This is a genomic window from Streptococcus oralis subsp. dentisani (assembly GCF_007475365.1).
In the GTDB taxonomy this organism is placed as follows: Bacteria; Bacillota; Bacilli; order Lactobacillales; family Streptococcaceae; genus Streptococcus; species Streptococcus mitis_AX.
The window spans coordinates 1,618,264-1,642,400 of sequence record NZ_CP034442.1; the positions used below are offsets into that span (position 1 = coordinate 1,618,264).

Sequence of the window (24,137 nt, forward strand, 5' to 3'; positions counted from 1 at the left end):
GAAATAAAATGTTTGAACCACCGATTTTAGACCAGCTGATGGGTGTTGGAGCTCTGCTGATTGGATTTGCAGGTGCTTGCCGTCATATCAAATTGCAGGAACAACGCAAGGAAGAAGAAAGACGAGAAGAGCAAGAATTTGCGTCTATGATTATCCAAGGGTATAACCATGCATACGAACGTGGTAGAGAGGCAGAACGTCAAGAAATTCGCAAGAATATTCGCAGAGAGTTCAAAGGCTTTACCTACGACAATGAACGTCCTGAAGGCTTGCGTCCTGAGCCGTTGGCCTTGCCAGAACCTAAAATGCACATTATGAAGTGAGGGCGTCAGGAAATGGAAAGATTGATTGAATGGCTGGATAACCTGATTATGACTGTTAAAGAACTGAAAGAAAAGGAATCAGCTTCAAGACATTTTATTACGATTTGGGAAAATGATTACAAAAATCTATTACTAGTCAAAGAATACCTAACCGACTATGAAAAATTAGCTAAGGACTATCGTGATGTAGTCTCTGAGAATAAGCTGCTAAAGGTCGAGAAGATGGCGCTAGAGGGTATGCACATCTATGAGGATATGCGGATGAAGTACCGTGCGAATCGTAGGAAGTGGGGTGTTAGATTATGGCGTTAAAAAACAAGCGGTATTTCTGGATCCAGCTTGCTCAGGACTTCTTTAAGTCAAAGGAGATGAAACTACTTCGTAAGATTGCAGGTGGCGATACGCATACTATCATCTATCTCAAAATGATGTTGATTAGTTTAGAGGATGGCGGGCACATCTACTATGATGGACTTGCTGACAATCTAGCTGAAGAAATCGCTCTTATGATTGATGAGAATGTTGAAGACATCAAAATTACTTTGCTTTTTTTAGAAAGCAAAGGTTTGCTGACTAGAAAAAATGACAGAGATTATTTCTTAGAGCAAGTTCCTGAGATGGTAGGTAGTGAAACCGCAAGCGCCAGAAGGGTTCGCAAATTTCGAGAGAATCAATTGGCGTTACAATGTAACAACGATGTAATAAAGCGTAACGGAGATATAGATATAGATAAAGAGATAGATATAGAGATAGAGAAAGATAGAGATAAAAATCCAGTCGAGCTCATCGTGGAAGAATATCAATCTCGTATTGCTCCGTTAGATGGAACTCAATTTGAAATCTTGAAAGAGTTCATCACATTAGATGGCATGGAAGCAAAGGTAGTCTTGAAAGCAATTGGTCTTGCTGCTGACAATGGTAAAAGGAATTTTAGTTATATCAGAGCGATTTTGACGAATTGGAAGAACGATGGAGTTTTGACGATTGCAGCAGTCGATGAACGTGAGCGAGCGTACAAAGAAAGCAAAATCAGCAAACGTCCAAGCAATCAGAAATCAAATGTTCCTGAATGGTCACAACCAGACTATGTCAATAAGACTAGTGACGAGACCAAAAAGGACCTTGAGAAGAAGAAACAAGAAATGCTAGAAAGACTTGAGAAAGGAAGAAACTGATGTTTATTTTGAAACATGGAACAAAAGAGGAAAAACCGTACTTGATGTCTGCTAAAATCGGCGTGACTGGAATAGATATCTCATTTTCAGAAGAGAGGGGAGCTATTCGGTTTGTTTCTCGTGCGGTCGCAATGCAGGTGGCCAAGGCGCTAAGATCATTTGGTAATTTTTATGTGATTCAGGTGAAGAGATGAAAGATATCAGAATACTAGATGCGTGCTGTGGGTCTAGAATGTTTTGGTTCGATAAAAAGGAACCACATACGACATACATGGATAGACGTGAAGAAGAATTTGAAATTCACAAAAAGAAAATCAATGTCAAGCCAGATATTGTTGCAGATTTTCGAGATATGCCATTTGATGACGAAACATTTAACCTTGTTGTATTTGATCCGCCACACCTTCTCTGGGCCGGTCAGAAATCATTCATGCTTGCGCAATATGGTCAACTAGACTTATTGACTTGGAGGTTAGACTTGCAGCAAGGTTTTGAAGAATGTTTTAGGGTTTTGAAAACAGGTGGAACACTTATTTTCAAGTGGTCTGATGCTCAAGTAAATGTTAAGGAAATTTTGGAATTGGTTCCGCATCAACCACTTTTCGGTCAGCAACGTGGGACAACTCACTGGATGGCTTTTATGAAATTTTAGGAGGTATTGATGTTAAATCTTTACTTCGTATACAACGGGCACTGTCAATTCTTTCTTGGGACGTTTGACAATGTTGATGATCTTATTGAACGGATGGAATACCATCAATGGGCTTTCTCGGCTATCACTCACCCAAGATTTGAGAAGCATATAGGCAAACGGACAACACGGTTTGACTACGGTGCTAAGGATTGTTACTATCTAGCAACCTTTTCAGGAGGATAATAAAATGATTGAACTTATTAAAGAATTTGGAATGGCTATTTTATGGATGTTCTTAGGATATTTAATCGGAGAACGTGCAGCGAGAAAGGAAAAGAAAGATGATCAATAACGTAGTGTTAATTGGGCGCTTGACTCGTGACCCTGAGTTGCGATACACGCCATCAAATGTTGCAGTTGCGACTTTCAATCTGGCAGTCAATCGGAATTTTAAGGGTGCGAATGGAGAGCGAGAGGCAGACTTCATTAATTGTATTATGTGGCGTAAGCAAGCTGAAAATTTCGCAAATTGGGTTAAAAAGGGTGCTCTTGTGGGAATCACAGGTCGCATCCAAACTCGTAGTTACGAAAATCAGCACAGTCAGCGTGTCTATGTTACAGAAGTAGTAGCTGAGAGTTTTCAAACGCTTGAAAAGAAGGATAACTCTGCAAACCAAGCGAGCATGGAAAACCAGATGCCATCAGGTTTTGGCGCAACAAATCCGATGGATATTTCAGATGATGATTTGCCGTTTTAGGGAGGTGTGAAGGATGAACATACAGGAATTGATTGAGAAATATAAAAAATATGAAAATGCTTTATATGACATTGGAGCAAAAGTAGCTTGTCAGAAAATTTTAGAAGATTTAGAAAAGCTAGACGAACCAGAAAAAATCAAAGTTCCGCAGTTTGTGGCGGATTGGTATGAAGACGTTGTAGATGAGTTCTATATTGTTTTAGAACGGCTTGTGCTAAATTATCGAAATAATACTAATATGCCTATTTGTAAATGGTTTCTTGAAACTGAGGATGCTTTAAAAATTCTAATCAATATGCACCAGTTTGGCTACGAGATCGAACAAGAGAAGCGGTATCGGATTAAATTAAAAAGTAACTCAGAAGAAATTGATTATTTGGTAAATACAGAAAGGAATGGACTTCGTTTTTATAGTACGATTTATACGCAAAGAAGGGAACACACCCGCAAAGAACTAGAAGAAGCTGGTTTTGGCTGGGTGTTTGATTGCCCAGGGATTGAGATTGAGGAGGTGGAGTAAATGGAAAATTTAATGTTTTGGGGAATGTTTATTGCTTGTTTGCTGATTTCAGCTATGACATTCTACATTATGTATTCTCAAGCGATGGTCAATAGAGATTTGGAAAGAAAATACAATGACTTAAAACACGAAATTATAAGAGTTTTCGGTTGGGATGAATATGATTGGGCAAATAATTTTAGGGATTATGCTCGCAAAGTTGACGGACTTATAAAGTTTAAAAAAGAAATTGAACAACTTGAAATTATTAAAAAAGCATTAGAAGTCAAAAGTTTGGAAGAGTTGCAGAAGAAGAAAGAACAAATTGAAAATGTAATCAAAACGCTAGAAAATTGAGGAGGTGGAGTGATGAATGAGCAGTTCGTTTTAGAATTACAGAAATTGCTGAATTGTTTTCCTGATTCACACATAAATCGCAACCTTGAAGTAATCCTTATTCCTAAAACCAACACCTACTTTTCTCTCGTCGGTTGTGGCACAAAGAGAGACATAATCGCAAAAGTCTTGATGTGGTGTACTAGAGATATAGCGAAAGTTAGACCTTATCAACAACAAAAACGAAATATCGCCTTTTATATAGATAATCGTGACCGTTTGAGAAAATATTTAGGTTCTAATATCGATGTAGATGTGGTTTATCATTGCCTAGGAAATGGAATTAACAAAGAACTCACACACAGATTGAAACGTTTTATCGCAATCTGGATTCTGCTATCTGCTGGATTGAACATCTGGCAGATGGGCAAGATTGCAGAACTAGAAGAAAAAAAGCTGATGGTTATCTATAAGGCAGACAATCAAGGCGCTGAGATATTTGGCAAGGTCGTCGAAAAAAGGCGGCATGGCAAGTTATACACAATCACAATTCGTGATTACGGGGTGTTCGTGATTACGAAAGAAGTCTATGACAAGGTTAGAATTGGGGATGAGGTGAGGTTATGAAACAAAATTTTAGAGCATGGTATGTGTTAGCAGAAGAAATGATTGACGAAATACTGATGATTTCATTTCTCAGAAAAGAAATCATAGGGAAGTTTAGTAATGGCTATATATCGGTTCCGTTAAAATTCGAAGACAAGCGAAACGGAGAGGATGTTATCCTCATGCAATCAACAGGATTGTTTGACAAAAATAACAAAGAGATTTTTGAGGGGGATATAGTTAGACAAGTACGAACCCAACCAACAACGGAAAATGAAATAATCACAGGTGTTGTAACCATGTTTGAGGGCGCTTGGTTGATTATGAATGATAATGATCAATTAGCAAGTTATTTGTGGTCAGAAACTGACGAAAACGAAATCATCGGCAATATCTATGAAAATAAAGATATTTTGGAGGACGGCAAATGAGACCGAAAAAATATCCATATTTAGGAAGAAGAAAAAGGCAAGAAACACCATCGTCATTGTTTTCTGCACGACCAATTTTTAACGAGGTTCCAATTGTGGAAGAGGTCAAAGTTGAGTTCGGAGTTGAAGCTAGTATGGGGCGCATATATCCAGAAACGATAATACATTTAGATATTTCTGGGTATGGAAATAGAGTACATTCAGTGCATCGCTTCCCCGGCACCTTACTGAGTGTTGGTGAGTCAATCCAACTAAAGATGCTTTTCTATAAGAGGCTTAAAAATTTTACTACAGATCGTTTCTTGACGTTTAGAGAATCCGATTGGAAGTTCTTTATCCGCGACCTGGTCAACGAATTTGCGCATTAGAAAGTTAAATGAGGAGAAAAAATGAAACCAGAAATAATTGATAACGTAAATAACCCGAGCCATTACCAAGGACGGTATGGAATGGAGTCTATCGATGCTTTAAGAAATTTCATGACACCTGAACAGATGAAAGGTTTCTACTTAGGGAATAGCTTGAAGTATTTACTACGTCATCAGAAGAAAAACGGTCTCGAAGACCTGAAAAAAGCACGCAAGAACCTTGATTGGTTGATTGAGGAGATGGAACATGAGAATTGAAACATCAAACGGGACAATCATTAATGTTGATAAAACTAAAAATAGCATTACTGTTGAAGGTGTTGAGTTTGGGTCAGATTGTCGTGCTTTGGTATCAAAGCACAGAGATGGTACAGGGACAATCACTCTAGTATTTGATGGAAAAGTTATTTGAAATAGAAACGAGGTGAGAGATGCCTTTTTTTCCAGAAATCAACGAAGCAAAAACGAAAGAAAATGCCAAGAAAATCTTAAAAGGCTATCCTCGCTGGCGTCGTGTGGCTAATGACAAGAACGGTCAAAAGGTGACAACTACATACTCTTTCATGCCTCGAAATCCCGGAAGCGACACGACTAGTCAGGTTGAGAATCTTGCTATTAGAAAAGTAGATGCAGAGATGGAATTAGATGCAATCGAGCAAGCAGTCAGCGAGCTTCATGATCCTTACTATCGCAGAATCATATATGAAAAGTACATGGTCTGGCATCGAAAGAAAGATGAGACGATATACAACGAACTTTCAATCTCAGAAAGCTCATATTATGAGATTCTTGATAAAGCTCTTTTGGCATTTGCAGAACTCTACCGAAATGGTGAACAGGTCGCAATTCTGGAGTAAAAGCGGAGTAAGTCAAGAGTAAATATACGATTTTGTGTGCTAAAATTATATTATGAAAATATTATAAAGGCAGGCATATCCTGCCTTTTTTTGTGGATTGGAGGTGATGTTGTGAAAAAAGTTGATCCAATTCGAGAAGTCGATGACATCGAACGCATGAAAGATTATCTACGTTCTAAAAGCGAGCGTAACTATATACTGATAATGTGTGGCTTGTACTCTGGATTGAGAATTAGCGACATCATTCCACTACAAGTCAAGCATGTTCTTGGAGATCACATTGATATCTACGAAAAAAAGACAAGAAAAAGAAAAAGATTTCCTATAAATGACCAGCTAAGAAAGGCACTGGATGCATATATCATAGAAAATGACTTAAAAAGCTACGATTTCCTTTTTCCAAGCAGAAAGAAGAAACGGTCAAAATCTGGCAATATGCCAGGTGCAAGAATCCATCATATAAGTAGAGAAGCAGCTTATATGATATTCAAAGATGCCGCTTTACATGTTGGTCTTAAAAAAATTGGAACGCATTCAATGCGGAAGACTTTTGGATATCACTTTTATAAAAGAGAAGGAAATCTGGTCATGCTGATGAAAATATTTAATCATTCAACACAGAGACAAACACTTGACTATATTGGTTATGAGCAGGATGAGATAGATGATGTGATGCTTAAATTTAAGTATTAAAGCATCTTATATTTAACATATTGAGAATTTTGAAATTCAGTTTTTAAAAAACAATGCTGAATCCTTGAAGAATCTGACTCTAGGGATATTTGATTGAATTTAACAGAATATAAGATATGTTAAATATACGAGGGTGTTAGAGACTGAAAAAACTCCCCCCTACATCATAAAAATTTAGCCCCCCTACCTACTAAAAAGAAAGGCCCCTCCCTAGATGAATACCCCAAAGGACAGACCGGACCGGAGTGGTCCTCACCGAGTTGCTTTTGAAAAGAATAAAAATATTATTCTCAAAACAAAAAATACTTGTGGGATTTGTGGACTCCCCGTCGATAAATCATTGAAGTACCCACATCCTCTATCTCCGGTCATTGACCATGTTATTCCAATCAATCGCAATGGTCATCCGTCAGACATTCGTAACTTACAGCTTGCCCATTGGCAATGCAATAGACAGAAGTCTGACAAGCTTTACGCTGATTATAAATCAGCAAGTAGTACTGTTGTTGGTAACAGGAACTTGCCACAATCAAGAGATTGGACAAAGTACAGAGCTTGAAGAAGCCAAAAAAGAAAAATTATATTATTTTTTAAAAATGTCAAAAATAATTTTGAATACTTAGATCTTGAAAAAATAACAGATGTGTGAAGTAAGTCCTAGCTGAGTATAGGGGGGGTATCCCCCTCCCACTAGGCGCTCGCGAGCTTCACGCCGTCACTGTACATTTTTTCTCGCGCCAAATCATCAAAATGAAAGGAGAACGGTTTGGAATTAAGAGGAATTGACTATCTCAGGAGGAAGTTGAATCTCTATCGGAGTAGAGTCAATCTGAGATACAAGCATTATGCGATGCAGTACTATGAAGCACCTACAGGAATCACAATTCCTGCACATGTCAGGGTGAAGTATCAAGCCGTTCTTGGTTGGGCTGCAAAGGGCGTTGATAGTCTTGCAGATCGTTTGATTTTCAGGGAATTTGCTAACGATGATTTTAATGTTACAGAAATCTTTAATCGGAACAATCCTGACATCTTCTTTGATAGTGCTATTTTGGCTGCGCTGATTGGTTCGTGTAGTTTCGTCTATATTTCGAAGGGTGAAGATGATGAGGTGAGGTTACAAGTCATTGAATCAAGCAATGCGACTGGTGTTATTGATCCTATAATTGGCTTGCTTGTGGAAGGTTATGCGGTGTTGGCTCGTGATGATTACAATCGTCCAACGCTTGAAGCCTACTTCGAGCCCAATGCTACTCACTTCATTCCAAAGGATGGGGAGCCTTACTCGGTTACGAATGAGACGGGTATTCCTTTGCTGGTTCCGGTCATTCATCGTCCTGATGCGGTCCGTCCGTTTGGTCGATCTCGTATTACTAGGGCAGGGATGTATCATCAAAAATATGCGAAGCGTACTTTAGAGCGAGCTGACATCACTGCTGAATTCTATTCGTGGCCACAAAAATATATTGTTGGATTAGATCCTGATGCAGAGCAATTGGAAACTTATAAAGCCACTGTATCAAGTTTATTGACAATTTCTGCTAGTGATAGTGGAGAAAAACCAAGTATTGGTCAATTTACTACCGCTAGCATGTCACCGTTTACTGAACAGCTGAGAACTGCTGCTGCTGGATTTGCTGGGGAAATGGGTTTGACCTTGGATGACCTTGGTTTTGTTTCGGATAACCCTTCGTCAGTAGAAGCTATCAAGGCTAGTCATGAGAACTTGCGCCTGGCTGGTCGCAAGGCTCAGCGTTCTCTGGGGGCTGGTCTACTTAATGTGGCCTATGTTGCAGCATGCTTGCGTGATGAGTTTCGTTATGCCAGAAGTCAATTTGTAAGAACAACAGTTAAGTGGGAGCCTTTGTTTGAAGCTGATGCGAATACCATGACTATGATTGGTGATGGTGTTGTCAAATTAAATCAGGCATTACCTGGTTACATCAACGCAGAAACCATTCGAGATCTTACTGGTATCGCTGGAGATATGTCTGCTAGGCCAGTGATAAGCGAGGGTGGTTCAAATGGAGAATGATGTTTTACCTGGTATCTTGAAAGAGGTTCAGGAGAGGTTTGAACGAGATTTTGGCAAGAGCGAGATTGTCAGAAATGCTTTTGCTACATTGAAGGCAAAAAAAGCAACTTACAAAACTGCAAATGAGTTTGCGATTGAAATTGGAGATATTCTCTCTAAGGCTCTAGGAGCGTCTCTGAGCGCCGATAAATTACCAGACGGTAAAATGTATTACAATATCGCTCAGCGTTTGCTGACGGACGTGCTAGGACGAAATCACGAGCTTGTAAGTGGTTATGCTAGCGATGTTCAGAAGAATTTGAATGATGAAGCGAAAATAGGTCTTAAAGTTCAAGTTCCTGAATTAAATCAGGATCGAATTGCTGGCATTGTTAATCGCTTTTCGTCTGAAGATAATTTTGAGGATGTCAGTTGGTTGCTTGGCGAACCTATTGTGAACTTTACTCAATCCATTATTGATGATACAATCAGGAAGAATGCGGAGTTTCATGCTGAAGTAGGGTTGAGTCCGAAAATTGTTCGAACAACAGTTGGAAATTGTTGCAAATGGTGTCAAAAGCTAGCTGGTAGCTATGTATATCCAAATGTTCCTCATGATGTGTACCGTAGGCATCAAAATTGTAGATGTACAGTTAATTACAAAACTAGCGATGGAAAAAGGCAAAATGTTTGGAATAAAAGAATTGTAAAGCCTGCTAATAGTGGTATAATTGAGATGAGAAAGAATCTTAATTTAAAAGTCAACTATGATACGAGTAGGTATCCACATAATGCAGATGGAACTGTTAAAGTGAGTCGCACAGTCGAAAGGAAAATTCCTGCTGATGTTAGTCCTTTTGAAGTAATTGATGTGGTAAATAAAGATGGAGTTGTAAGCAGGACATTCATCGATGAATATGGTCGCCGTGGAATGCGTATTGATACCTCGGATCATAAACAGCCTAAGTATCATCCAATGGGTGCTCATAAGCACATTATGGAATATGATGAGTCTGGGAATTATTTGACCGATGGGAAACCTATTGTTTTATCTGCAAAGGATAGAAAGGAGAACAAGGACATATTATGACAAAAGATGAAATTAAAAAATATTTGGACACGGATCTTGTATTTAATCATAATGATCGAGGTGCTTGTTTCTTATCTAGCATTTGTGTAGTTGGTTATGATTATGAAGGTCAGCAGTTTGATACAATTGATGAAGCTATGGAAGCTAAAGTTTTTGATGGTAAAAGTTTAGTGGATATATGGGATGAAGTTTTACCTCAAATCTCTTAATTAGGCACTCGAAAGGGTGCTTTTATTGTGCTTTAGTTTAGGAGGTGATCTGATATCTCCCAGCGATAGGGTTATCATGCGATGACGATTGAAAGGAAAGTAGAATGGCGAGGAAGAAACTTGGCAATCAGAATCCTACTCAATCGGTGATTTTAAAATACGTCAAGAAAAATTCAAAAGCTAAAGAAGCGATTGAACTTTACGAACGGACTGGTCTTTCTTGCTATGCTTGGCAGAAGAATCTTTTATTACCCATGATGGCTGTTGACAAGAGCGGTCTTTGGGTGCATCAGAAGTTTGGTTACTCTATTCCTCGTCGTAATGGGAAATCTGAAATCCTTTATATTCTTGAAATTTGGGGCTTGCATAAGGGATTGAATATCCTGCACACGGCTCACCGAATTTCTACATCTCATTCCTCTTTTGAGAAGGTGAAACGATACCTTGAGAAAATGGGGTATGTGGATGGTGAGGATTTCAATTCCATTCGAGCGAAGGGGCAGGAGCGGATTGAACTTTATTCAACAGGTGGTGTTATCCAATTTCGTACTAGGACATCAAATGGTGGTCTTGGTGAAGGGTTCGACATGCTGATCATTGACGAGGCTCAGGAGTACACGACTGAGCAAGAATCTGCTTTGAAATACACGGTTACGGATAGTGAGAATCCTATCACAATCATGTGTGGAACACCTCCGACACCTGTATCAAGCGGTACGGTCTTTACTAAATATCGTGAGACTTGTCTTTTCGGCAAAGGGAAGTATTCTGGCTGGGCTGAGTGGTCAGTTTCTGATGAAAAGGAAATTGACGATGTGGAAGCCTGGTATAATTCTAATCCGTCTATGGGATACCACTTAAATGAGCGTAAGATTGAGGCAGAGCTTGGTGAGGATAAGCTGGACCATAATATCCAACGTTTGGGATTCTGGCCGACTTACAACCAAAAATCTGCCATTTCTGAAACGGAGTGGAATGAGCTCAAGGTGGATGATGTACCAGAATTGTCTGGCAAGCTGTCTGTTGGTATCAAGTACGGTCAAGACGGAACGAACGTGGCATTGAGTATTGCTGCACGGACTAAGGATGGTCGTTACTTCATTGAGACAGTAGATTGTCAATCCGTTCGTAACGGGAATGAGTGGATGGTTGCTTTCTTGCGTCAATCTGATGTGGCTCAAATTGTCATCGATGGCGCAAGTGGTCAAAAAATCCTAGACGAAGAGTTGAAGGACTATAGAATGAAGAATGTGATTTTGCCGACGGTGAAGGAAATCATCGTGGCCAACGCTCTTTGGGAACAGGGTATTTACCAGAAAACCATCTGTCACGCTGGACAACCATCGCTATCAAAAGTAGCTACTAACTGCGATAAGCGGAACATTGGCTCAAATGGTGGTTTTGGCTATCGATCGCACTTTGACGACATGGATATTTCTTTGATGGATAGTGCTTTGCTTGCGCACTGGGCTTGTGCTACGACCAAGCCTAAGAAAAAGCAAAAAATCAGTTATTAAAATAAGCGGTCTTGTGACTGCTTTTTTTGATGCCAAAAATTACCGAACTGCCGGGAAAGCAGGAGAAAGGAGACATGAGAATGTCAGAATTTAAACCAATCACTACACAAGAAGAATTTGATAATGCTATTAAGGAACGCTTATCTCGTGAGAAATCGAAGCATAGCGACTATGATCAGCTCAAGTCTCGTGTTACAGAATTGGAAAAAGAAAATGTTGGCTTGAAGTCAACAATTGAAGCTAATCGTCAAAGTAAGGAGGATGCTGACAAGCAACTTGAAGAGATGCAGAATCAAATCTCTAATTATGAGACGGCTAGTCTGCGAACTCGGATTGCTTTGCAACATGGATTGCCTTACGACCTTGCAGATCGTTTGCAGGGGACTGATGAAGCAAGCTTCAAAGCTGATGCGGAGCGCTTGGCTGGGTTTATGAAACCAGTAAGCAAAGTAGCGCCTATAAAATCAACAGAACCAATCATCCCTAAAGAGGACGACGACAGAGCCATGGTTAGAAACTTGGTTCAAAGTTTAAATATTGAAGATTAAAGGAGAAAAATATGTCAGAAGCTCAACTTGCAAAAGGAAATCTATTTGATCCAGAACTTGTAACAAAAGTAATCAACAAGGTGAAGGGTCATTCGTCAATCGCTAAGCTATCACCCCAAAAACCTATTCCGTTTAATGGACAAAGAGAGTTCATTTTCGATTTCGATTCCGATATCGATATTGTAGCAGAAAACGGCAAAAAGACTCACGGTGGTGTGAGCCTTGAACCTGTAACTATTGTGCCACTTAAAGTTGAGTACGGCGCTCGAGTATCTGATGAGTTTTTGCATGCTTCTGAAGAAGCAAAAGTTGACATGCTCACTGATTTTGTTGAAGGTTTTTCTAAAAAATTAGCTCGTGGTCTTGACATCATGAGTATTCATGGTATTAATCCACGAACAAAACAAGCCTCCACAATTATTGGTGATAATTGCTTTGATAAAAAAGTTACTCAGACAGTTACTTTCAAGGAAACTAACCCAGACGAAAGTATGGAAGATGCAGTTGGTATGATTGATGGTTCAGAACGTGACATCACTGGAGCAATTTTGGATCCTATCTTCACTACAGCACTTTCAAAAATGAAAAATGCTGAAGGTGGAAAATTGTATCCTGAATTGGCATGGGGCGGTGTACCTGATGCAATCAATGGATTGGCAGTAGATAAAAACCGCACTGTATCATACTCACAAACAGATCCTAAAAACACAGCGATTGTTGGGGACTTTGAAACAATGTTCAAATGGGGCTATGCGAAAGAAGTTCCGATGGAAATCATCAAGTATGGTGATCCTGATAACAGCGGTCGCGACCTTAAAGGGTATAACCAGATTTATATCCGTTGCGAAGCATACATTGGATGGGGCATCATGGACGCTGCTAGTTTCGCTCGTATTGTGAAAACGGGAGGTTAATCATGGCTGAGTATGTAAACCAAAAGACAGGAGCAACAATCAACACTAATACAGAAATTTCTGGAGGTGATTGGGTTCCGATTGCAGCATACAAACCTTTGGACTCATTGACCAACGCAGCGTTGAAAGAAATCCTTGATGAAAAAGGTATTACTTATGATAGCCGCGCTACAAAACCTGAATTGATTTCGCTGATTGAACAAGCTGACACTGAAGCCCAGTAGTCGCTTGGCCGGAGGTAGAAATGGAAAACTTTGCAACAGTCGAAGATTTGAAAAAATTGTGGCGGGCGTTGAAATTCGATGAGGAAAAACGATCCGAGGCGCTGTTGGAAGTTGTTTCTCATTCTCTTCGTGTTGAAGCTAAAAAAGTTGGCAAGGATTTAGATGGGTTAGTGGCTACTGATCCATCTTTTGCTATGGTGGTCAAGTCTGTCACAGTTGATGTGGTGGCTCGCACGTTGATGACCTCAACTGACCAGGAGCCGATGACTCAGGTAGCTGAGTCCGCTTTAGGCTATTCCTTCAGCGGTTCTTATCTAGTGCCTGGCGGTGGTCTCTTTATCAAGGATTCAGAATTGAAACGTCTGGGCCTCAAAAAGCAAAGATATGGGGTGATTGATATCTATGGGACGGATTAAAGGAATTACTGTAACCTTGATTGGAAAAACCAAGACTGGAAAGGATGACTTTGGTCATCCAATATACGAGAATACTGAAATTCAAGTAGATAATGTCCTGGTTGTTCCAGCTTCGACAGAAGATGTCACGAATCAGCTCAATTTGACTGGAAAGAAGGCTGCTTATACGCTAGGAATCCCAAAAGGCGATCAGAACGAGTGGAAAGACCGTGAGGTTCGTTTCTTTGGGCGCAAATGGCGCACGATTGGCATTCCGTTAGAAGGCATTGAAGCCATGATGCCTTTGGAATGGAATAAGAAAGTGATGGTTGAAGTGTATGAGTAATTTCAAAGTCAAGCTTATCGGTGCGGGTGTAGGAGCTCTTTTGAAATCCAAAGAGATTCAGGACATTCTGAACAAAGAAGCGACAGCCATTAAAAAAAGATGCGGTCCTGGTTATGAACAAGATAGTCACGTTGGTAAGACGAGGGCCAATGCTATGATTTACCCAGCAACGCGAAAAGCGAAAAGGGATAATTTGAAAAATAACACTTTGTTGAAGGCGGTACGTTAGATGATTGAAATTATTATCAAGAAATATCTTGACGGTCATTTAGATGTACCGTCATTTTTTGAGCATGAAGCCGAAGTTCCTGATAGTTTTGTCATTATTCAAAAGACAGGAGGAAGGGAGCGGAATCATTCTGGTAGTGCGACTTTTGCTTTTCAAAGCTATGGTCCTACTATGCAGAAGGCTGCCGAGCTCAATGTGAAAGTGAAAAGTGCTGTGAAAGGGCTGATTGAATTAGATTCAATCTGTGGTGTCCACCTGAACAGTGATTACAATTTTACGGACACTGAAACAAAACAATATCGATATCAAGCTGTATTTGATATTAACTTTTTTTAAAAAGGAGAAATTAAATGGGAAAAGAAGCAAATGTAACGACTGCAAAACCTAAAATCGGAGGTGCGGTTTATTCGGCCCCTCTTGGTACAGCACTGCCAACAGACGCAACAACAAAATTAGATGAGGCGTTTGAAGCACTAGGTTATATTTCGGAAGACGGTATGACCAACAGTAACTCGCCAGAGTCAGAAAATATCAAAGCTTGGGGCGGTGTCGTTGTAAGCTCAGTTCAAAAGGAAAAAACTGACACATTCAAATATATGCTTATTGAAGCATTGAATCTACATGTTTTGAAGGAAGTCTATGGACCAGATAATGTATCTGGGGATTTGTCGTCAGGAATTACCATTAAGGCAAATTCAAAAGAATTGCCACATCACTGTCTGGTTATCGAAACGGTTCTAAAAGGTGGTGTACTTAAACGTATTGTTATTCCTTCAGGAAAGGTAACTTCCATTGATGAAATCACTTATAACGATGGAAGTGTTCTTGGATATGGTACGACAGTAACTGCCTTCCCTAACGCTGCTGACGACACACACTATGAATACATCAAAGGAGCTTAATCATGTCAAGACGAAATCGTAAGAAAAAAAATAACGGAGCAGTCCCACAGATTAAAACAATCCGTGGGGTAACTTCGACCGGATTTGCTTTTGAAATCACAAAAGAGCGCTTGGAAAACTATGAGCTGCTCGAAGCAATCGCTGAAGTAGATACAAATCCGGCAGTTTTACCAAAAGTAGTACAACTCATGCTTGGTAACAAATCCGAAGATTTGAAAAATCATGTGCGAACTGCGGATGGCATTGTTCCTTTGGATAAAATGGGGGCAGAAATTAGTGAGATCTTTTCAAGTCAGAATCAGTTAAAAAAATAGCGCTCCTTGCTAGAATGATTCAAACAGATGAAGACGCTCTTATCTGTGATTTAGCTGAAACTTATGGGATTTTTGATTACAGACAGTTACCTGCTGACCAGGTAGCTGTTTTTGCTTTTGGTCTGAGAGATAATTCACGGATCAAACTAGCAATGACTGGTAGCAAAGTTCCTTTTGAAACTTTTTTACTTGCGGGTGTGCTTGATAGGCTTTCTGCTCTTGTTTGGTTTAAAACAACAGATGGACAGAAAGGAATCAACAAACCATTAATGGTTGCAGAGGAGCTGACAGGTAAAACTAAAGCTAAAGAAAGTAAGGAGATGATCTTTGATTCTGGTGAGGACTTTGAAGAATATCGTCAGCAAATTCTAGAAAAGATTGGAGGTGAGGATTAGTGGCGACAGAAATAGCACAAGCTTATGTACAATTGATACCATCAGCAAGAGGTATTACTGGTAAAATCCAATCAATCCTCGATCCTGAAGCGAGTGCAGCAGGGCAAAGCGCTGGGCAGTCATTGGGTTCTAGCCTTGTTAGCGTTATGACAAAGGTTATTGCAGCGGCAGGGATTGGCAAGGCATTTTCGGCAGCTATCAGTGAGGGGGCAGCGCTTCAGCAATCGCTCGGAGGTATTGAAACTCTTTTCAAAGGTTCTGCTGACAAGGTCAAGGGGTATGCTAATGAAGCCTACAAGACAACAGGTCTATCAGCTAATGCTTACATGGAAAATGTGACAGGCTTCTCAGCAAGTCTCTTGCAGTCCTTGGGCGGTGACACGAACAAGGCTGCTGAAACGGCAAACATGGCCATGATTGATATGTCAGACAATGCGAATAAGATGGGTACATCGATGGAAAGCATTCAGATGGCTTATCAAGGTTTTGCTAAGCAGAACTATACTATGCTGGACAATCTGAAGCTTGGTTACGGTGGTACCAAGCAAGAAATGGAGCGTCTTTTGAATGACGCTCAGAAGTTGACTGGTGTTAAGTATGATATTAACAACCTTTCAGATGTTTATAACGCTATCCATGCTATCCAAGAAAATCTCGACATCACTGGTACAACTGCCAAAGAGGCAGCATCTACTTTTAGTGGATCTTTTGAATCCATGAAAGCAGCTGCTCAAAACGTTCTTGGAAAGCTAGCATTGGGGGAGAACATCCTGCCTTCTCTGCATGCTTTGCTTAAAACAACATCGACCTTTCTCTTTGATAATTTTTTGCCGATGGTTGGGAATATTTTTTCTGGCCTTGGCTTGGTTTTGACTGAAGGGATTAGTCAGATTGCATCTCAGCTTTTTGGGGATGCTTTTGGAAGTGCAGTTTTTGATCAGCTGTCTCGTGTGACTGGAATCTTTGATACCTTTTTTGACATGATCTTTGGATCATTAAGTAAGCAAGATAACATTGATATTCTGAATACGCTTGGTTTTAGTGAGGAAGCTGCGACTCAAATTGTCAATATTGCGGATAATATCCGAGTTACTTTTGAGAATATTGGGGTCGTTGCTGGTAATGTTGCAAGCATTGTTGTTGATTTTGTCGGAGACCTTTTAGGAATTAAAGACGGAGAGCAGGGAGTGAACCTGCTCGGTTTTGCATTTGAGGCATTGACTGGAATTCTGAAAGAAGCTTCAGGAATTTTAAAAGAAGTTACTAAATTTTTTAAAGAGAATCAGTTAGCAGCAGATTTACTTAAGTCAGCTGTAGTTGCTTTAGGAGTTGGTTTACCTGTTATTAAGTTTACCAAATTCATGCAAGGTTTAGGTGGCTTGCCTGGAATATTAACAATTGCTAAGACGGCTATTTCAGGATTTGCTACATCAGCGATGGCTGCTATTTCGTCAATTCCTCTTGTGGGGTGGATTGCTGCAGCAGTTGCTGCATTAGCTTGGTTTTTTACTCAAACAGAAACTGGTCAACAAATTTGGTCATCTTTTGTGGATTGGATCAAGCAGGCATGGCAGGGGATTGCTGATTTCTTTGTCGGTATTTGGTCTGGTATCTCTGAGGGTGCTAGCACATTGTGGGATGGAGTTGTTACAACCTGGAATGCTTACATCGAGTCTTTAAAGGCGATGTGGAATGCTGTTGTAACATTCTTTTCTGATTTATGGGTAAGCATTCAAGAGGCTGCTTCTGTGGCCTGGACAGCTATCACGACAGTAGTGATGGCGATTGTTCAACCGTTCATTGATGGGTTTATGAATGTTTGGAATAACATTTCAGACGGTCTTACTCAAATTTGGGAAGGGATTAAGATGATTTTTCAAGGCGCTTGGGAATTTATCAAATCGATTTTCTTGGGTGCTATTCTGATCATCATCGACCTTGTGACAGGAAACTTTAATCAGCTGGGAGCTGATCTTTCTCTAATTTGGGAAGGTATTCAAAATGGCATTTCTTTGATATGGGAAGGGATTAAAACATTCTTTTCTGGTATTGTAGATGCTATTGTTGGCTATGGTATTGCTGTTTTTGAAAACTTTTCTTCTGTTCTTAGTGCGATTTGGGAATTTATCAAGTCGGCTGCTTCAGCGACTTGGGAATGGATAAAATCTACTGTAACAAGTCTGATCACAGGTTTGGTGCAGGGAGCTCAAAGTATCTGGGATGGCTTTATGAACTTCCTATCAAGTTTGTGGGAAGGTATCAAGTCAACGGCGAGCAATGCTTGGAGTTCTCTAGCATCTAGCGTTCTAAACATTATCAATGGTCTTATATCTGGGGCGCAAAATGCTTGGAACAGCATGTCTAATGCGGTATCTAATCTGATAAGTAATGTAACTGGATTCTTTAATCAATTGTGGAATATTGATCTGTATGGTGCAGGTCAAGCAATCTTGCAAGGTTTCTTGAATGGTTTGCAGTCTATGTGGTCTTCTGTTACTGACTTTGTCGGTGGTATCGCTGGTTGGATCCGTGACCATAAAGGACCTATTGAGTATGACCGTAAGCTTTTGATTCCAGCAGGTAATGCAATTATGGGAAGTTTAGACCACGGATTAAAAGATGGGTTTAAAGACGTCAAGAAAACGGTCGGAGGTATGGCTGGTGAGATTTCGGATGTATTTTCAGGAGATAATCTGGATCTGAATTCCTCTGCGTCCGTGACCAAAAGTCTTGAGGCACAGTTGGCTATGCCAAGCGCTCAATTTGAAGCGCATGAAAATAAAACTGTGTCTGAGATAGCGATTCTGAGAGCAAGTATGGAGAAGATCCTTACCGCTATCCTTGAAAAATCGTCAGACGTTTATCTGGACAATGATATTATCTCACTAAAAACATATGAACAACATGGTGCAATTTATGCAAGGGAGGGAATTTAATGGATTATATGATCATCAATGGTTTTAACACCTCAACCCTTCCTGGTTGTGTTGTCACTGACTTTGGGAAAGTTGAGGCTGCTAAACCGAGAGGGGAGGTAGCCAACCTTCACGGAGTCAATGGTAGTTACCGTGTATTGGACGGTTCTTTCGACAGTTACGAAAGGACCTTCATTCTTCATGTTAAAAAAATGGTTGAGATTTCAAGCATTCTTGATAAGTTTCAATCGAATGATAACGTTTTGGAATTTAGCTATCAGCTTGGCTCATTGTTCTACGCTAATTTTGTGACTGCTAATTTTGAGCCGTTTGGGAATCATGCTTGGAAGTTAGAAATCAAGCTAGACATGCAGCCGTTCCGATACCAAAAGAATGTAGATCCTGTGGTTCTTACGGCATCTGGTACAATCATCAATCCTGGGACGATTTATTCTGAACCAATCATTGAGATTGAGGGGGATGGTGATATCTCCCTCACGATTGGCCGTAAGACTATGTATCTAGCGATTAAGACCAAGGCTACAATCGATTGTCGGCAAGGCAAGCAGAATATCTACAATGCAACTGGTGCAGTCCAGAACACACTTCGTAAGCGTGGAGGATTCTTGGAAATTCCAACTGGGAAAGTTGGTATCTCGTTTACTGGAAATGTCCGAAAAATCACTATTCGACCGAATTGGAGGTATAAGATTTGATTTATTTAACAAATGGCAACACACCTCTGAATGCTGCTTACGAGGATAAGATTGTCCAAGAAGATGGTAGCACCTACCAACTTACCTTCCGATTTCCGACTTCGGATTCCTTATGGGAGAAGTTGAAGGAAGAGACATTCCTGACGGCTGACGACCTACATGGTGAGCAGGATTTCGTCATTTTTGAGGTTGAGAAGAAGCACGGCTATATCCAGGTCTATGCCAACCAAGTCTTCACCCTCTTGAATAACTATGTGGTCAATCCGATTTCCTTGGATAGAGCGACTGGTTCGACTGCCTTGAGTCGTTTTGCTGGAAGCATCACTCGTAGTCATCCATTTTCGTTCTTTTCAGACATCGGCGAGCGTCACACCTTCAACATCGACGCAAAGAATGCGATGGAAGCATTCGTGAAAGACAAGCATTCTATTCTTGGCCAATGGGGTGGTGACCTTGTGCGTCATAGCTACCAGGTACGGCTTTTGAAAAATGGCGGTTCAGAGAATGAATCGCTTTTTATGTACAAGAAAAACCTGTCTAGCTATCAACACAAGACCTCTACAAAATCTTTGAAAACTCGAATCACCTTCAAGACTACTGTCAAAGGTGAGGGAGAAAAGGCGCCTGACCGTAAGTTTTCTGTGGTAGTGGATAGCCCACTCATTAACAAATACAGTCAAATATACGAAGATGTGATTGAGGTTAATGACGAAGATGTGAAAGATGAAGCGAGCCTGCGAAAATATGGCGAGCAGTATTTCAAGACATCGCTCTGTGACATGATGGAAGATAGCCTTGAACTTGAGGTTGTCGGCCAGAGTGACGTGCCTGTCCAGATGTATGACATTGTGAGCCTGTTTCATGAGGTATACAATCTGGATGTGCGCAAGAAAATCACCAAATACACTTACTCACCGATGGCTAATAAGCTACTATCTATTGGATTTGGACAATTTAAGTCAGGTTTGTCCAACATGGTTTCTAACGCGGTCAGTGACGCGGTTAAGAATGAAGCTCAACAACTTCAAGATGATTTTGAAAGGCAGTTAGCAAGAGAACTCAAGAATGCTGATCTTGCATTTGATAGGCAGAAAGAAGAGTTGGTCAATCAATTCACAGACGGTCTCAACGCTGCCAAAGCCAGAGCCGAAGAAGTCAAGAGAGAACTCTCTGATACGATTGACCAGCGTTTCAATAGCTTTAATAATGGCCCACTACAAGAGGTCAAGCGTAGAACTGAAGAAGCATTGAAAAATTCTGGGGCCAGCAGTCTACTCGCTCAAGAAGCGAAGCGGATTGGTCTGGATTCTGTTGCTAGACTTGAAGCGTTTAAGTCACAGGCTACGAGCGCTCAGACAGCTCTGTCGGGTGATTTGGACGTTCTGAAACGGACGGTCGCAAATGAGGTCAATCAAGCTTCAGAATATCGCAAAACGACCACTGAGGCCCTTAGTCGAATGACTGGCCAGATGAACGGATTTGCGACCAAATCAGAGGTTAAACAGGACATCGATGGACTTACGCAGACCTTTGCTAAGATGATGGTTGGTGGTCGGAACTATTATCGAAATTCTGACAAGTTAGTTACTAGACCGCGCTTTATTCAATTTGACGTATATCCTTATTTGGATGCTGATAATGTCGGACAAGATTGGACTTTTTCATTTGATTTAAAAATCAACGAAACTGGTACAGTCAGACCACTTCACTTTTATCACTATCAACGAAATGGATTGGCAATAGGGATTGATACATTTTTCAATCCGTCGAAAGAATGGCAAAGATATTCTTTTACTGGAAAGGTTGTTCAAGGCGGTTCTAACCCTGCTTACGCTAAAGGAGCAATGGCTATTTACGATCATGCAGGGGATAATAATATTTCAATTCAAAATATTAAATTCGAAAGAGGTACAGTCGCGACGCCTTGGTCCCCTGCCCCTGAAGATGGAGAAGACGAGCTCTTAGCTGTCAAGACTGAATTCAAGAAAACCGCTGATGGCCTATCTGCTAAGATAGTATCCATTGAAAGCTATGTCGCTCAAGACGGTCAGCGACAGGAAGCTTTGAGAAGATACTCTCGTGAAGAGAGCGCTAAACAAGCGACGTCTTTACGCGAGCTAGTTACTCGTGATTTTGTCGGGAAGGCAACCCATCAGGAAGATGTGAGAGCCATTGAACGCAGATTTGAAACGATCACCAACCCACAAAATGGCTCGATTGCTACTCAGATTGCCAACTACAAAACAGCAGTAGATGGCAGATTTTCAGATATCACTTCATTGATTGCTGGTAAGGCTAATCAGACGGACTTCCAGCGTGTGAAGGAAACTAGCCAACTCTATGAGCGGATTCTTGGAAATTCTGAGAACGGGATTGCTGATAAGGTCGCTCGCATGGCTATGACTAATCAACTATTTCAGGTTGAGGTTGGAAAAGCTGTTCAAAAAGGTCGGAATTATTATCGAGACTCTGAAAAAGTTCAAACAAAAACTCGTTTCTTCTCATTTCCTCTGCATCCCTACCTTTCACAAGAAAACGTCGGGGAGACATGGACCCTCTCGTTTGATTTAAAAATCAATGAAGGGGGCGAGATTCGTCCTCTACATTTTTATCATTACCAAACAAACCGATTTGGGATAAAAGCTAGTGCTGACATCACTCCAAGCAAGGACTGGCAACGGTTCACGTTCACAGGTCCAGTTATCTTCCCGAATGACGACCCTCGCTATGCGAGAGGAGAGATGGCCTTGTATGACTTTGGTGGAAACAATAATTATTCCGTTCGTAGGATTAAATTCGAAAGAGGTACAGTCGCGACACCGTGGTCCCCTGCCCCTGAAGACAACGACGAAGCGATTCGCACGGTTCAAAGTCAGCTAGCTGGTTCATGGGGAGTCCATAATAAGAACAGCGTCAATGAAATCATCGCTGGTTTTAACCTAGCTGGCCGAAATGCAGGCATTAAAGCCGAGACGATCAGACTTGAAGGTCGGACTCTGCTTGATGAATTGACTGCTATTCAAGGTTATTTCAAACGCTTATTTGTTGGTGAGGGTGCGTTTGCTAAGCTGAACGCTGAGATTATTGCTTCAAAGACCATCACAGCAGATAAGTTGGTCATGGATATGGCCATGGCTCGGATGTTTGTTTCAAGCGATATCTTCACGGATACGCTTGCGGCTAAAGAGGCTTTCATCAACAAGTTGCGGTCAGTCGTGGTCACAGCGACTTTGCTTGAAGGCTATAAAGGTCGTATTGGTGGATTCCAGATTGGTACACATGAGAAAGATTCGTCGGTGTACTGGATCACTGGAGAAAATCAATTTTCGGTCGGTATGAGTAATGGGACTGGTCAATGGTCACAAACGGCTCTTTGGGTCAACTGGGGGAATAATTGGGGGTATCCTGGAGATTATGCATGGTATGTAAAAAATAACGGTAAGATGTATTGTTACAATACAGCAGAATTTTGGAACACGCCAGTCATCCATGGGGACCTGCGCGTTACCGGTCATATTTTTTACAACAATGAGAATTCAGGAAAATCCGGGTACTGGATTCACTCATCTAAATACTCAAATTTCGAGCCCTCAAACAACTATCTTTATCTTTATTACAGCGGTTCAGGTTACGACTGGATTCCGATGAACAAGGAAATCTCAGACCGTCGTTACAAACACAATATCGAAGCCAGTACAGTCTCAGGTATTGATGTAATCGAAAACTTGAAAACGTACAGTTATCGCAAAGAATACGATGGGAAAATTGAGGACATTTCTTGCGGTATCATGGCGCAAGATGTCCAGAAGTACGCCCCTGAAGCATTTTTTGAAAATCCTGACGGCGCCTACTCTTACAACACATTTGCTCTTGTGCCTTATCTAATTAAGGCCATTCAAGAGCTCAATCAAAAAATAGAAAAATTGGAGAAAACAGCATGAACGAACAAGATAAACAAATCAGCAGCTTGACAATTAAATCGTTAGGTGAAAAAGTCGGTAATGAGGCTACTCAATCGGCTACGCTCGAAGCCCTCTATACAGTAACCGCTATGGAGCTTGAGCAGATGAAACGAATCATCGAATCAGACGAAGAGCTAAAAGTTAAATTTGAAGAAGCGAAAGGACGAATGACAAATGGCAATTAATAATTATGAACTAGCTAGTAAACCTTATACACGAGGCTTGGGAGACAAGACTGTGACGGTCGTTGAAGTCAAGCTTGCCGATGGCAGTCGCTACAGTACGAATATGCGTGAGTTGGCAGGAGACCGCACAGGCGATTCTGACGATGTTTTGATCAAGGCAGTATTAGATATTGTCAAGACTGAAATTGACCCGTCTAGCGCAATCGTGAAGGCTCAGGAACAGCTTAAACAAGCTAAGGAAGATTTGACTGCTAACAAAGAGTATCTTGAATCTGTCTCAGCTATCACCGAGGTATTGATTGCCCTTGCCATCTCTCAAAACGGTGGTATGCCCACGAATACTTATAGTAAGGTTGCGCAATTCATCAAACCTCTTGTTAAGGACCGTCGTTATGCGAACGGTGATATCGTATCGATGCCTTATCCGTACGATACTAATCCAAAATGGCCTAAGGACACATTAACCATCCTGAAATTCCAGATGCAGGAAGCAGAGGGGTACACTTTCAAAGAGCAACCTCTTACCGAAATGTTGCAGAAGGGTATTTTGACCGTGGTCATGCCACGGATTGAGTAAAAGGA

General features: G+C 40.8%; 36 protein-coding genes. All 36 read left to right on the top strand.

The features are described 5' to 3' along the window. Window positions 1–8 precede the first annotated feature (8 nt). The 36 genes from EJF26_RS08210 to EJF26_RS08380 all read left to right on the top strand — a co-directional run bounded on the left by EJF26_RS08210 (window position 9) and on the right by EJF26_RS08380 (window position 24,132). Window positions 9–323, top strand: a complete 315-nt coding sequence (locus EJF26_RS08210; RefSeq protein ID WP_000462817.1) for a hypothetical protein — start codon at window positions 9–11, stop codon at window positions 321–323. Between the two features lie 12 nt (window positions 324–335). Next, complete coding sequence (locus tag EJF26_RS08215; RefSeq protein ID WP_004246186.1) at window positions 336–635, top strand: hypothetical protein; 300 nt, start codon at window positions 336–338, stop codon at window positions 633–635. After that, window positions 626–1,498 carry a phage replisome organizer N-terminal domain-containing protein gene (locus EJF26_RS08220; protein WP_001185494.1) on the top strand — a complete coding sequence of 291 codons (873 nt, stop codon included), beginning with the start codon at window positions 626–628 and terminating at the stop codon, window positions 1,496–1,498. Before EJF26_RS08215 ends, EJF26_RS08220 begins: the two co-directional genes overlap by 10 nt. Continuing rightward, window positions 1,498–1,692: a hypothetical protein gene (locus tag EJF26_RS08225; RefSeq protein ID WP_000470299.1), complete on the top strand. Its 195-nt coding sequence runs from the start codon at window positions 1,498–1,500 to the stop codon at window positions 1,690–1,692. The genes EJF26_RS08220 and EJF26_RS08225 overlap by 1 nt, the downstream gene beginning before the upstream one ends. After that, window positions 1,689–2,150, top strand: a complete 462-nt coding sequence (locus EJF26_RS08230) for a class I SAM-dependent methyltransferase (protein ID WP_000651969.1) — start codon at window positions 1,689–1,691, stop codon at window positions 2,148–2,150. The genes EJF26_RS08225 and EJF26_RS08230 overlap by 4 nt, the downstream gene beginning before the upstream one ends. Before the next feature lie 9 nt (window positions 2,151–2,159). Then, window positions 2,160–2,375, top strand: a complete 216-nt coding sequence (locus EJF26_RS08235) for a hypothetical protein (protein WP_000933622.1) — start codon at window positions 2,160–2,162, stop codon at window positions 2,373–2,375. Between the two features lie 98 nt (window positions 2,376–2,473). Further along, on the top strand, window positions 2,474–2,890 hold the full coding sequence (gene ssb / locus EJF26_RS08240) for a single-stranded DNA-binding protein (RefSeq protein WP_000609564.1): 417 nt from the start codon (window positions 2,474–2,476) through the stop codon (window positions 2,888–2,890). Window positions 2,891–2,903: 13 nt separating this feature from the next. Then, complete coding sequence (locus EJF26_RS08245; RefSeq protein WP_001025454.1) at window positions 2,904–3,410, top strand: DUF1642 domain-containing protein; 507 nt, start codon at window positions 2,904–2,906, stop codon at window positions 3,408–3,410. Beyond that, window positions 3,411–3,746 carry a hypothetical protein gene (locus tag EJF26_RS08250; protein WP_000429372.1) on the top strand — a complete coding sequence of 112 codons (336 nt, stop codon included), beginning with the start codon at window positions 3,411–3,413 and terminating at the stop codon, window positions 3,744–3,746. Between the two features lie 345 nt (window positions 3,747–4,091). Continuing rightward, window positions 4,092–4,352 (top strand): DUF1372 family protein, encoded by a 261-nt coding sequence (locus tag EJF26_RS10145; RefSeq protein ID WP_025168965.1) that lies wholly within the window; start codon window positions 4,092–4,094, stop codon window positions 4,350–4,352. Beyond that, window positions 4,349–4,762, top strand: coding sequence for a YopX family protein (locus tag EJF26_RS08260; RefSeq protein ID WP_000812325.1), 414 nt, complete (start codon window positions 4,349–4,351; stop codon window positions 4,760–4,762). Before EJF26_RS10145 ends, EJF26_RS08260 begins: the two co-directional genes overlap by 4 nt. Next, on the top strand, window positions 4,759–5,130 hold the full coding sequence (locus EJF26_RS08265) for a hypothetical protein (RefSeq protein WP_001247535.1): 372 nt from the start codon (window positions 4,759–4,761) through the stop codon (window positions 5,128–5,130). The genes EJF26_RS08260 and EJF26_RS08265 overlap by 4 nt, the downstream gene beginning before the upstream one ends. Before the next feature lie 21 nt (window positions 5,131–5,151). Further along, the gene (locus tag EJF26_RS08270; protein WP_000801678.1) at window positions 5,152–5,388 is read left to right on the top strand and encodes a DUF3310 domain-containing protein; all 237 of its coding nucleotides are present in this window, start codon (window positions 5,152–5,154) and stop codon (window positions 5,386–5,388) included. Next, window positions 5,378–5,542, top strand: coding sequence for a hypothetical protein (locus EJF26_RS09865; RefSeq protein ID WP_001217748.1), 165 nt, complete (start codon window positions 5,378–5,380; stop codon window positions 5,540–5,542). The genes EJF26_RS08270 and EJF26_RS09865 overlap by 11 nt, the downstream gene beginning before the upstream one ends. Window positions 5,543–5,561: 19 nt before the next feature. After that, a complete protein-coding gene (locus EJF26_RS08275) occupies window positions 5,562–5,987 on the top strand; it encodes an ArpU family phage packaging/lysis transcriptional regulator (protein ID WP_001115775.1) in 426 nt (141 codons plus the stop codon). 111 nt (window positions 5,988–6,098) lie between these two features. Next, window positions 6,099–6,680: a site-specific integrase gene (locus tag EJF26_RS08280; RefSeq protein WP_000754879.1), complete on the top strand. Its 582-nt coding sequence runs from the start codon at window positions 6,099–6,101 to the stop codon at window positions 6,678–6,680. A gap of 214 nt (window positions 6,681–6,894) precedes the next feature. Further along, window positions 6,895–7,239 (top strand): HNH endonuclease, encoded by a 345-nt coding sequence (locus tag EJF26_RS08285; protein WP_001095817.1) that lies wholly within the window; start codon window positions 6,895–6,897, stop codon window positions 7,237–7,239. A gap of 207 nt (window positions 7,240–7,446) precedes the next feature. After that, window positions 7,447–8,715, top strand: a complete 1,269-nt coding sequence (locus EJF26_RS08290) for a phage portal protein (protein ID WP_004246082.1) — start codon at window positions 7,447–7,449, stop codon at window positions 8,713–8,715. After that, window positions 8,705–9,784, top strand: coding sequence for a hypothetical protein (locus EJF26_RS08295; protein WP_000426640.1), 1,080 nt, complete (start codon window positions 8,705–8,707; stop codon window positions 9,782–9,784). Before EJF26_RS08290 ends, EJF26_RS08295 begins: the two co-directional genes overlap by 11 nt. After that, entirely contained in the window at window positions 9,781–9,993 is a 213-nt protein-coding gene (locus EJF26_RS08300; RefSeq protein ID WP_000158851.1) for a hypothetical protein, read from the top strand. Before EJF26_RS08295 ends, EJF26_RS08300 begins: the two co-directional genes overlap by 4 nt. Window positions 9,994–10,097: 104 nt before the next feature. After that, window positions 10,098–11,510 carry a hypothetical protein gene (locus EJF26_RS08305; RefSeq protein ID WP_000101483.1) on the top strand — a complete coding sequence of 471 codons (1,413 nt, stop codon included), beginning with the start codon at window positions 10,098–10,100 and terminating at the stop codon, window positions 11,508–11,510. An 80-nt stretch (window positions 11,511–11,590) separates the two neighbouring features. Beyond that, on the top strand, window positions 11,591–12,058 hold the full coding sequence (locus EJF26_RS08310; RefSeq protein WP_001288669.1) for a capsid assembly scaffolding protein Gp46 family protein: 468 nt from the start codon (window positions 11,591–11,593) through the stop codon (window positions 12,056–12,058). Window positions 12,059–12,069: 11 nt separating this feature from the next. Further along, on the top strand, window positions 12,070–12,972 hold the full coding sequence (locus tag EJF26_RS08315; RefSeq protein WP_001287543.1) for a phage major capsid protein: 903 nt from the start codon (window positions 12,070–12,072) through the stop codon (window positions 12,970–12,972). Window positions 12,973–12,974: 2 nt separating this feature from the next. Continuing rightward, a complete protein-coding gene (locus tag EJF26_RS08320) occupies window positions 12,975–13,196 on the top strand; it encodes a HeH/LEM domain-containing protein (protein WP_000852856.1) in 222 nt (73 codons plus the stop codon). Window positions 13,197–13,216: 20 nt separating this feature from the next. Further along, the gene (locus tag EJF26_RS08325; RefSeq protein ID WP_000426909.1) at window positions 13,217–13,612 is read left to right on the top strand and encodes a phage Gp19/Gp15/Gp42 family protein; all 396 of its coding nucleotides are present in this window, start codon (window positions 13,217–13,219) and stop codon (window positions 13,610–13,612) included. Next, on the top strand, window positions 13,599–13,937 hold the full coding sequence (locus EJF26_RS08330; protein WP_000532631.1) for a hypothetical protein: 339 nt from the start codon (window positions 13,599–13,601) through the stop codon (window positions 13,935–13,937). Before EJF26_RS08325 ends, EJF26_RS08330 begins: the two co-directional genes overlap by 14 nt. After that, the gene (locus EJF26_RS08335; protein ID WP_000064508.1) at window positions 13,930–14,166 is read left to right on the top strand and encodes a hypothetical protein; all 237 of its coding nucleotides are present in this window, start codon (window positions 13,930–13,932) and stop codon (window positions 14,164–14,166) included. The genes EJF26_RS08330 and EJF26_RS08335 overlap by 8 nt, the downstream gene beginning before the upstream one ends. Then, a complete protein-coding gene (locus tag EJF26_RS08340; protein WP_000569762.1) occupies window positions 14,167–14,502 on the top strand; it encodes a hypothetical protein in 336 nt (111 codons plus the stop codon). A gap of 14 nt (window positions 14,503–14,516) precedes the next feature. Next, window positions 14,517–15,068: a phage tail tube protein gene (locus tag EJF26_RS08345; protein ID WP_000513972.1), complete on the top strand. Its 552-nt coding sequence runs from the start codon at window positions 14,517–14,519 to the stop codon at window positions 15,066–15,068. A 2-nt stretch (window positions 15,069–15,070) separates the two neighbouring features. Further along, window positions 15,071–15,382 (top strand): hypothetical protein, encoded by a 312-nt coding sequence (locus EJF26_RS08350; protein WP_000091190.1) that lies wholly within the window; start codon window positions 15,071–15,073, stop codon window positions 15,380–15,382. Window positions 15,383–15,396: 14 nt separating this feature from the next. Beyond that, window positions 15,397–15,777, top strand: coding sequence for a DUF5361 domain-containing protein (locus tag EJF26_RS08355; RefSeq protein ID WP_000616541.1), 381 nt, complete (start codon window positions 15,397–15,399; stop codon window positions 15,775–15,777). After that, window positions 15,777–18,713, top strand: coding sequence for a phage tail protein (locus EJF26_RS08360; protein WP_000179873.1), 2,937 nt, complete (start codon window positions 15,777–15,779; stop codon window positions 18,711–18,713). The genes EJF26_RS08355 and EJF26_RS08360 overlap by 1 nt, the downstream gene beginning before the upstream one ends. Further along, window positions 18,713–19,408: a hypothetical protein gene (locus tag EJF26_RS08365; RefSeq protein WP_000386128.1), complete on the top strand. Its 696-nt coding sequence runs from the start codon at window positions 18,713–18,715 to the stop codon at window positions 19,406–19,408. Before EJF26_RS08360 ends, EJF26_RS08365 begins: the two co-directional genes overlap by 1 nt. Beyond that, a complete protein-coding gene (locus EJF26_RS08370) occupies window positions 19,405–23,349 on the top strand; it encodes a phage tail spike protein (RefSeq protein WP_000639863.1) in 3,945 nt (1,314 codons plus the stop codon). The genes EJF26_RS08365 and EJF26_RS08370 overlap by 4 nt, the downstream gene beginning before the upstream one ends. Then, complete coding sequence (locus EJF26_RS08375; protein ID WP_001005196.1) at window positions 23,346–23,555, top strand: hypothetical protein; 210 nt, start codon at window positions 23,346–23,348, stop codon at window positions 23,553–23,555. The genes EJF26_RS08370 and EJF26_RS08375 overlap by 4 nt, the downstream gene beginning before the upstream one ends. Further along, window positions 23,545–24,132, top strand: a complete 588-nt coding sequence (locus EJF26_RS08380) for a hypothetical protein (RefSeq protein ID WP_000996835.1) — start codon at window positions 23,545–23,547, stop codon at window positions 24,130–24,132. The genes EJF26_RS08375 and EJF26_RS08380 overlap by 11 nt, the downstream gene beginning before the upstream one ends. Window positions 24,133–24,137 lie beyond the last annotated feature (5 nt).